Below are 9,082 nucleotides of genomic sequence, written 5' to 3'. Positions count from 1 at the left end.
ATTAGGATAATTTCAATTTCATATTTGCCGGTAGGCTTTTCTATAGTGTGTGCATCAATCTTTCAATCCCTATCAAGTGCAGGAATCGCCCTTTTTGAACCATTTTTAAGACAATTTATAATTTTATTACCATTGATGTATATTATAGGTCAAAGAACTGGAGATATAGATAAAATTTGGTACTCCTTTATAATAGCAGAATTTATTGCAGGACTTTATTGTGTGTATTTCTTGAGAAAAGATTACAAGGAAAAAATTGAAAAGGTAATGTAAACTGACTAAGGATTTTAGTCAGTTCAGACTGTTGACAAACTAAAAATTTGCTATTTCGACCAGATAAACAACCGTCGGTTTCGGTTGTTTATCCCGATTTATCGTACGTAGTGAGTGGAGAAATCTAGTGAGATCTCTCCATGAGTTCGTTTCACTCACTTAGTCGAGATGGTACGTAGCTTAATTTTTATTTATAATAAATATTAGCTAAAACTATACTTCCCTAAGCTCTAAACTGACTAAAATTTTAGTCAGTTTTTTTATTTGAACGAAAAAATTATGAAAATATTTTCTTTTAAAAAAAGGGTATAATGATATAGAAATAAAATATATTAGGAGGATATTATGTCAGAGAAAAAAAGCGTAAAGTCTAGAGTTCAAAACTTTGGATCTTTTCTATCAAGCATGGTAATGCCAAATATAGCGGCACTTATTGCTTGGGGTTTTATGGCAGCTTTATTTATTCCAACTGGTTGGTTGCCAAATGAAAACTTTAATAAAATTGTTGGCCCACTTTTAAAATATGCAATTCCAATGCTTATTGCCTATACAGGAGGTAATTTAGTAAATCCAAAAATGGGTGGGGTTGTCGGAGTTGTAGCCTTGTTGGGAGCGATTGCTGCAGCAGAAAATGAAGTAATGTTAGTAGCAGCTATGCTATTAGGACCTTTGGCTGGTTGGTTATTAAAAAAATTACAAGATGCCTATGATGGACACGTTCCACAAGGTTTTGAAATGCTTGTAAATAACTTTTCAGCAGGATTTTTAGCCCTAGGACTTTCATTAATTTCATATGTATTGGTAGCACCACTTATTTCAGGTTTAACTGGAATTTTAGCAGCAGGAATCAATTTCTTATTGGAAAAATCATTATTACCATTGGTTCATATTTTTATAGAACCTGCAAAAATATTATTTTTAAATAATGCAATTAATCACGGAATTTTTACACCTATAGGACTTGACCAAGCAGCTACAAGTGGAAAATCAATTCTATTTATGATTGAATCAAACCCAGGACCAGGTCTTGGAGTGCTTTTAGCTTATACATTTTTTGGAAAAAAAGAAGAAAGATCATCAGCAGCAGGAGCTGCAATCATCCAAGTATTTGGGGGAATCCACGAAATATTCTTCCCATATGTATTGATGAATCCAAAATTAATCCTTGCTACAATCCTTGGAGGAGCTTCAGGAACATTTACACTTGAAATTTTAAAAGGTGGACTTGTTGCATCACCAAGCCCTGGATCAATCCTTGCATGGCTTGCAATGACACCAAAAGGATCCTACCTTGCAACAATTTTAGGATTTGTAGTAGCAACTTTAGTATCACTTCTTGTAGCATCATTTATCTTGAAAACTTCAAAATCATCAAAAACTTTTGACCAAGCAAGTAAAGATTTATCAGATAGCAAAAACTCATCAAAATCATCACTAGAAAATGAGACAAAATCTTTTTCAAACATCTCAAAAATAAGATTTGCCTGTGATGCTGGAATGGGATCATCAGCAATGGGTGCAAGTATTTTAAAGAAAAATTAAAACAAGCAGGCCTTCTTGAAGGAATTGACATAACAAACGTAGCAATTGCAAACCTACCAAAAGACGTTGACCTTGTTGTAACCCATAAAGATCTAACAGAACGTGCAAAACAAATTGTACCAAACGCAATTCACGTATCAGTAGATAACTTTATGCAAGCACCGGAATATGATGAAGTTGTAGAAAGATTAAAAGAAAGTGAAAATCCTCAACTTTCAAATGAAAATAGCAAAAAAGAAGAAGTAGAAGAAATAAAAGAAGAAAAAGCAGATATTTTGACAAAAGAAAATATAGTTCTTGACCAAAATTTCCAAAACAAGGAAGAAGCCATAGCGAAAGTTCAAGAAATGATGGAAAAATCTGGTTTTGTAGGTAAGGGCTACCAAGATGGCATGCTTCAAAGAGAAAAAGAAGCCCCAACCCACTTTGGCATAGGCCTTGCAATTCCTCACGGAACAAACCAAACTAAAAAAGAAATCAAAAAATCAGGACTTGTAGTAATAACATCTAAAAAAGGTGTAAATTGGGATGGAGAATTGGTAAAATTAATAATAGGAATTGCCGGAAAAGGTGATGACCATTTACAAATTCTTGCCAATGTTGCCAATAATGTAAACACAGAAGAAATTGTAAACGAACTTGTAGAAAATGGAAATAAAGACCAAATATATGAAATTTTAACAAGAGAGGAAGAATAAGAATGAAGTTAGCAATTCAATTTGGAGCAGGAGCAATAGGACGTGGACTTTTAGGAAAAATAATCCATGATTCAGGATACGAGCTAGTATTCGTTGATGTATTTGATAAAATAGTTGATCAAATAAATGAAGATGGATATGTAGGCTTAGAATTAATGGACCATGACAATGAAGCTATAAAATTAGATAAGGTATCTGCCCTTTGCTCAACAAAGACAGAAGATTTAGAAAAAATCTACGAAAAAATTGCCCAAGCTGACATAATAACAACATCAGTAAGAGTGGAAAATTTAGACTCAACATCAAAAATCCTAGTTAAGGGCTTAGAAAAAAAAGAAGCAAATAGCCCGAAAGTTGATATAATGGCATTTGAAAATGCCTTTAGGGCAAGTGATATCTTAAAAAATCACATACTAGAAAACTCAAACTTCAAAGAAGAAGACCTAGACAAACTAGCTACCTTCCCAAACACAGTAACAGATAGGATTGTACAAAATAAAATGGTTGATGGAAGATCTGTAGTAGAAATATCTGATGATTTCGAAGCTGTAATCGAACAAACAAAATTAAAAGATCCAAAATCAAAACCAATAAAGGATGCTGAATACACACAAAATATTGACGAAGAATTAGAAAGAAAACTATTCTTAGTAAATGGAGTGCACGCAGCAACATCATACTTTGGCCACCACAAGGGCTATACAATGATGGATGAGGCATTTGGAGATGAGGAAATTTTATCAGATGTAAAAAAATTGATGGAAGAATCATCAGAAGTATTAATCAAAAAATACGGCTTTGACAAAGACCAACTAGATAAATTCAAAGAAGCAAAATTAAACAGGTTCCTTAAAACAGCAAGCCATGACGAAGTGGCAAGAGTTGCAAGAGACCCACAAAGAAAATTAGGAAAAACAGATAGGCTAGTATCACCAGCAATTAGCGCTTACGATAACAATTCATCCTATGACTACCTTGCAAAAGCCATAGCTTACGCCTTCAAATACGATAACAAAGAAGACGAAAAAGCAATGGAAATTCAAGAATATATAAAAGAAAATGGCATAGAAAAAGCAATAGAAAAATACACAGAAATAACAAAAAAACAAAGACCAGGTCTATTTGAAAAAATCCTAGACCAATACAAAAAAATAGACTAAAAAAAGGGGCTGTTGCAAAAGTCCCAATATAGAAAAAAGACGAGGGACCTAAACATCCTCGTCTTTTTCTGATACAGTGTATTTATGAAACAAAATAGTAATACATCATCATTAACTAATTTTACACTAGTTAATGATACAATTCAATTAAAATTAAACATAAATACATAAGTATATATTCAAGATGATGTTAAACTAAGGCTTGTAAAAAATATAAAGCCTAAAACTCATTTGATAAAAGCAAGACCAAACCCCTGTGAAGGGCAAGCCTGAGCCTCTTTATGGTAAGCTAACTTCCAACTGCTACAAGGGTAATGTCAATAATAGCATTTAAGATTTCTTTGCTCGTAATAGCCTCAGTCATTGTTCCAATTCTCAACAGATTAGGCATAAGGGTATTTAATATAGAAGCCAAAATCATCGGCACAACTATTGTAGCCGCTGGGACTTTTTTAAAAAATTTAGAAAGCACAATCCTCCGTAATAAGGTTATTATACTTATTAAAAAACTACGATTATTTTATTACTTGCTCCAACTTTCCGTATATATCAAAAATATTTCCCAATAAAGATAAAAAACGCCAAGGGAAATTTCCCCTAGCGTTTTTAATGTTAATTTTTTGCTTATAGCCTATTATCTATCCAAGCAATGATATCGCCAATTACTTCGTCTTTGGCATATTCATTCATGATTTCATGGCAAAGACCCTTATAGATTTTAATTTGGCAATCTTTAGAAGAGTTGTTTTCAAAAAAGTCAAAGGAATCTTTGAAGTTAACTAGAGCGTCGTCCCTGCCGTGGAGGATTAAAACTGGGTAAGAAAAGTCTTTTTCATTTTCCTTAAACCAAGCTATTCCATCTTTTAATGCATATAAAAGACCCAGTTGGTATTTTTTAAGGTTTAATGGGTCAGCAACATAGGCTTCTACAACTTCTTTTACAGAGCAAACTCCGTCGCCAAGCTCGTTTGGAAGTTCTGTGTGTGGGTCAAGGCCAGGACCTACCATTTCAGTCAACTTATTATTATCGTGGGTAAGACCACCAGAAGTTATGATTCCAACAAGGTTTTTATCCCTATACTTTGCCCCGTAAAGGCTTACTGCAAAACCACCCATAGAATGGCCTAGCAAGAATACTGGCTTATCAGGATTTTCCTCTATAGCCTTATCTACAACTACATTTACATCTTCTAGCATGTCTTCGTAGTCCTTGTAATATCCCCTCTCGCCTTCAGACTTGCCGTGGCCCCTGTGGTCAAACCTATAGGTCGAAAAACCTGCATTGTGAAATTTCTCAGCCACATAATCGTACCTACCAGAATATTCTGCCAATCCATGGACAATAACAACTGCAGCCTTGGCATTTTTTGCTTCTTCCTTGTTGTAAAATAAAGCTGTGCCATCAAAAGATTCAATAAAATTTGTCATGATTATTCCTCCAATTTTTCCATATCGAATATTTGCTCTCCTAAACAAAATCTTCTTATATATTAATACCCCTAAAATCGCTTTCCTTTTCAATTGATTTTGCTTCTAAAACAATATTTGTTTCTGCCTTTTCATCATTTAAAATCTTTAGAAGATTATCTATAGCAAAATCAACCTGGTCGGAAATTCTCTGATCTATGGAAGTTATGGCTTGGTTGGTAAAGTCTCTTGCATGGATATTGTCAAAACCTATAATGCCAAGGTCTTCAGGGATTTTTATTCCTTCATTTGCCATAAGTTTATAGGCATTTACAGCAAGACTTTATAGATCTAATAGCTTGATATAGATACACAATAAAAAAGATGATGAGCAGAATAGATTTACCTATTCTGCAACATCACCTTTATTTTTTTTCCTTATGAATACCCAAAAATAAATAATCAAAAAATCCTAGTTTTATTTGGTAAAAAATTAAAGTCAAGAAGAAAACTATAAGGCCTGTGGCCACTTCCTTTATTGGAGAGTCAAAGTTTAGGATATTTTCTAAGATTATATTTATGAAGGGATATAAGTATATGAGCCCGTTTAGAAAGTATTTTTCAAAATTTATTTCATAGACATTTGACTTTAAGATTAAATATATTATTAAAATTAGGGATATATGAAAGCCTATAAAGATTTGATACTTGTCTATTACCAAGACTTCTAGGAAAAATAAGAGGATTATTATTATGTATAAATACTTATTTATTTTTTTGGCAGGATATATCCTAGCAAAGGAGAAGTATATAAAGATATAGAAGAAATAATCTTTATATTTTCTAAGATTTTCCATGTATTTTGTGTTAAATATTATTAAAAATATGGCCAAAGAAATAAGGGCAAGTCCTATGCTAAAATATGAGCCAAATATTTTTGTAGAGAGTCTTTCTAAAAAATAGAGGGCAAATATGTATAGGATAAGGCTGTAATTTTTCCTAAAAATTCCTATTACTTGGGTTTTTATTATTTTTAAGTTGTAAATATTTACTTTATTTAATAAAATAAGTATAAGGCTAAGTGTAAAAAAGGGTATAAAAAAGGATAAGACTTTTTTATCCTTTTGGTTTGAAAATATTACTGCAAAGTATGCAAATATATAGACAAAATACATAGGCAAAAACGTTATTTTATTTGTAAATAAGGGTAAATATATTGTAATTAGGGTAAAAATAATTGCTATAAGGTCTGCTATTATTAGTTTTTGTTTTTTCATAGTATCACCACTTTGATTATATAATAATATCAGCCTAAAAGAAAATTATTTAGGGGAAATTATGCCAAGAAAGAAAAGAAGTGAGGCTTTTGCCGAAAAAAGCCAAAGAAATAGATCGCAAAGATCCGACAGGATATCTAGAAATAAAAAAAGAGAATTAAGAAGAAAAAAAATACAGGCGTAGAAGAATTATAAGCCTTGTTGTTTTTGTTCTTATTCTCTTATCTCCTTTATTTATCTATCAAAAATTTATCAATACTCCTCAAAGGTCAATCAATAAGGCAGTTGAGGCCATCAAAGATTTGGATTATGATAAGCAAAATAAGTATTTTGATAAGATTGTTAAGGTGGAGGATGTATTAAAAGAGTCATATTCTACAAACAAAAAGGAGCAGGAAGAATTTTTAAAGGCTAATTTTAAAAACTTGCATGTACTTGTTAAGGATAAAAAGAAAACCAAGGATGGGCTAGAGGTTGACGTTGAAGTTAGCAATGTTTGTTACATAGATGTCTTTGATAATTTGAAAAAAGATAGGCTCCACGAGACTTTTATCAAAGAATTATCCGATGAAAAACAAGAGAAAAAAACTGTTAGGGCAAAACTTCTTCTTGATAAGAAATTTTCCTATTATAAAATTTATGAATCCCGAGATTTTGTGAATGGAATTTTGGGAGGAGCATTAAAATATTCTGAAGATGAAAAATGAGGCTGTAAAATCAGCCTCATTTTTTGTAAAACACATTTTTTATTTTTTAATATCCTGGTTTACCAAGTAATTTAAACATTTGAGTCTTGTATTCTTCAACTCCTGGTTGGTTAAATGGATTGATACCTAACATATATCCACTAACACCAACAACTATTTCAAAGAAATAGAATAATTCACCCAAACTTTCGCTAGATACATCATCAATTGTCAATAAAATATTTGGAACTTGACCCTTAACGTGGGCAATAATTGTTCCCTCCATTGCTTTTTCATTAACAAAACTCATGTCACGTCCAGCTAGATAATTTAAACCATCAAGATTGTCAGCATCTTCTTTGATAGTCAAATCTTTGTCAGCTTTTTGAACCTTAATTACAGTTTCAAATAAATTTCTTTCACCATCTTGGATCATTTGTCCAACAGAGTGAAGGTCAGTTGTATTATTTACAGAAACAGGGAAAAGTCCTTTTCCATCTTTTCCTTCACTTTCAGCAAATAATTGTTTCCACCATTCAGATACATATTTTAATTTTGGTTCATAATTTACCAAAACTTCAAGAGCCTTGCCGTCTTCGTATAACATATTTCTGATAGCTGCATATTGGATAGCCTTATTATCTTCAAAAGAATCTACAGTATAATTTTCAATTCCTTTTCTAAATCCAGCTACAAATTTATCAATATCAATTCCAGCTGCACATAAAGGTAAAAGACCCACTGCAGAAATTACAGAAAATCTTCCCCCGATATCATCAGGAACAACAAAAGTTTCATAGCCTTCCTTGTCAGCCAAATCTTTTAAAGCGCCCTTTTGTCTATCAGTTGTAACAAATATTCTTTCCTTAGCTTCTTCTTTTCCATATTTTTCTTCTAAAAGTTCCTTAACAAATCTAAAGGCAATGGCAGGTTCAGTTGTAGTACCTGACTTAGAAATAACATTAATAGAAAATTCTTTTTCCTTTAGATAATCAAGAAGCTCATACAAATATTCCCCAGAAATTTGATGACCTGCATAAATTAATTCAGTCTTATCAGATTTTGAAAAATATCCTTTCATAGCATAGTCAACTGCCTTTGTACCAAGGTAAGAACCACCAATACCGATAGTTACCAAACAATCGGAATTTTCTTGGATTTTCTTGCTAGCTTTTTTAATTCTTTCATATTCTTCCATATCTAGGTTATTAGCCCTATCAATCCATCCTAAAAAGTCATTACCTTCTCCTTCTTTGTTCATCAAAGTAGAAAAAGCCTTTAAACTTTTTTCTTTATAGGAATCTAGATTTGATAAGTCAACATTATTAAAATCAATTTTCATTACAAATCCTCCTTTTGTTAAATTATACCCATTATTAGAAAATATGAAAAATTTATTTTGATAAATTAATAGAATAAAAAAATTGCGATAAAAAATATCCCAGAGCGTAGACAAACCCTCAAGCACGAATATCTGACTCCAAAAATTGTTGATTTCTAAATTTTAAAATTCTAAAATCGCAAACTCGCGTTCGCTCGAACAGTGCGATTTTTACGAATTTTCAAATTTGAAATCAAATCAATTTTTTCGTATGATATTCTTAGCGTGAGGATTTGTATACTTTGTCAACAGTCTGATCCTTATAATAAAATAAGGAAAACCTTGGTAAAAAATTTCAAATAATAAAATAAATAATAATATAAATAAAATATTCTATAAGAATTTTTAAAATTAAGTGATTAAAAACAAAAAGACTAAAATATTGTTTAAATACCAATATTTATAAAAATATTCCCTCAAATAAACTGATAATGATAATAAAAATCACTATTTAGAATGATTAAAACTTTAGAATCATTCTTGACAAATAAAAAATATAGGTTATAGTAATAATTGTAAAGACGAAACGGTTACACATAATTATTAATAGAAAGGACATACATATGCCAGAATTAAAAGGTACAAAGACAGCTAGTAACTTAATTACTGCATTCGCAGGAGAATCTCAAGCAACAATGAGATATACTATAGCTGCAAA

Annotated in this window: 10 protein-coding genes and 2 pseudogenes; 7 read left to right on the top strand and 5 right to left on the bottom strand. The window is 31.5% G+C overall.

The annotated features are described in order from the left end of the window. The 4 genes and pseudogenes from ANHYDRO_RS02520 to ANHYDRO_RS02505 form a co-directional block, all read left to right on the top strand. Window positions 1–273 (top strand): annotated as a pseudogene (locus ANHYDRO_RS02520) (MATE family efflux transporter); the annotation flags it as partial. Window positions 274–618: 345 nt separating this feature from the next. After that, complete coding sequence (mtlA, locus tag ANHYDRO_RS10340) at window positions 619–1,815, top strand: mannitol-specific PTS transporter subunit IIC (RefSeq protein ID WP_004813076.1); 1,197 nt, start codon at window positions 619–621, stop codon at window positions 1,813–1,815. Between the two features lie 152 nt (window positions 1,816–1,967). Continuing rightward, on the top strand, window positions 1,968–2,513 hold the full coding sequence (locus tag ANHYDRO_RS10335) for a PTS mannitol transporter subunit IIA (protein WP_004813075.1): 546 nt from the start codon (window positions 1,968–1,970) through the stop codon (window positions 2,511–2,513). Window positions 2,514–2,515: 2 nt separating this feature from the next. Then, on the top strand, window positions 2,516–3,673 hold the full coding sequence (locus ANHYDRO_RS02505) for a mannitol dehydrogenase family protein (protein ID WP_004813073.1): 1,158 nt from the start codon (window positions 2,516–2,518) through the stop codon (window positions 3,671–3,673). A gap of 289 nt (window positions 3,674–3,962) precedes the next feature. Here the strand turns inward: ANHYDRO_RS02505 and ANHYDRO_RS02500 are convergent, their stop codons facing one another. The 4 genes from ANHYDRO_RS02500 to ANHYDRO_RS02485 all read right to left on the bottom strand — a co-directional run bounded on the left by ANHYDRO_RS02500 (window position 3,963) and on the right by ANHYDRO_RS02485 (window position 6,357). Further along, complete coding sequence (locus ANHYDRO_RS02500) at window positions 3,963–4,145, bottom strand: 2-keto-3-deoxygluconate permease (protein WP_004813071.1); 183 nt, start codon at window positions 4,143–4,145, stop codon at window positions 3,963–3,965. Between the two features lie 152 nt (window positions 4,146–4,297). After that, window positions 4,298–5,101, bottom strand: a complete 804-nt coding sequence (locus ANHYDRO_RS02495; protein ID WP_039913844.1) for an alpha/beta hydrolase — start codon at window positions 5,099–5,101, stop codon at window positions 4,298–4,300. Between the two features lie 55 nt (window positions 5,102–5,156). Beyond that, window positions 5,157–5,396 carry a substrate-binding domain-containing protein gene (locus ANHYDRO_RS02490; protein WP_004813067.1) on the bottom strand — a complete coding sequence of 80 codons (240 nt, stop codon included), beginning with the start codon at window positions 5,394–5,396 and terminating at the stop codon, window positions 5,157–5,159. A 109-nt stretch (window positions 5,397–5,505) separates the two neighbouring features. After that, on the bottom strand, window positions 5,506–6,357 hold the full coding sequence (locus tag ANHYDRO_RS02485; RefSeq protein WP_004813065.1) for a hypothetical protein: 852 nt from the start codon (window positions 6,355–6,357) through the stop codon (window positions 5,506–5,508). 61 nt (window positions 6,358–6,418) lie between these two features. On the opposite strand from ANHYDRO_RS02485, the gene ANHYDRO_RS11115 reads away from it, so the two are divergent. Both ANHYDRO_RS11115 and ANHYDRO_RS10330 read left to right on the top strand, forming a co-directional pair. Beyond that, a complete protein-coding gene (locus ANHYDRO_RS11115; protein WP_004813063.1) occupies window positions 6,419–6,541 on the top strand; it encodes a hypothetical protein in 123 nt (40 codons plus the stop codon). A 118-nt stretch (window positions 6,542–6,659) separates the two neighbouring features. Further along, complete coding sequence (locus tag ANHYDRO_RS10330; RefSeq protein ID WP_004813062.1) at window positions 6,660–7,064, top strand: hypothetical protein; 405 nt, start codon at window positions 6,660–6,662, stop codon at window positions 7,062–7,064. 46 nt (window positions 7,065–7,110) lie between these two features. On the opposite strand, the gene ANHYDRO_RS02475 is transcribed toward ANHYDRO_RS10330, so the two are convergent. Next, a complete protein-coding gene (locus ANHYDRO_RS02475; protein ID WP_004817542.1) occupies window positions 7,111–8,385 on the bottom strand; it encodes a glucose-6-phosphate isomerase in 1,275 nt (424 codons plus the stop codon). Between the two features lie 602 nt (window positions 8,386–8,987). Between ANHYDRO_RS02475 and ANHYDRO_RS09850 the strand changes: the two are divergent. After that, window positions 8,988–9,082 (top strand): annotated as a pseudogene (locus tag ANHYDRO_RS09850) (rubrerythrin family protein); the annotation flags it as partial.

Source organism: Anaerococcus hydrogenalis DSM 7454 (genome assembly GCF_000173355.1).
Taxonomy (GTDB): domain Bacteria; phylum Bacillota; class Clostridia; order Tissierellales; family Peptoniphilaceae; genus Anaerococcus; species Anaerococcus hydrogenalis.
The sequence above is the reverse complement of the archived record's forward strand: the minus strand, read 5'-3'. Positions and strand labels throughout refer to the sequence as shown.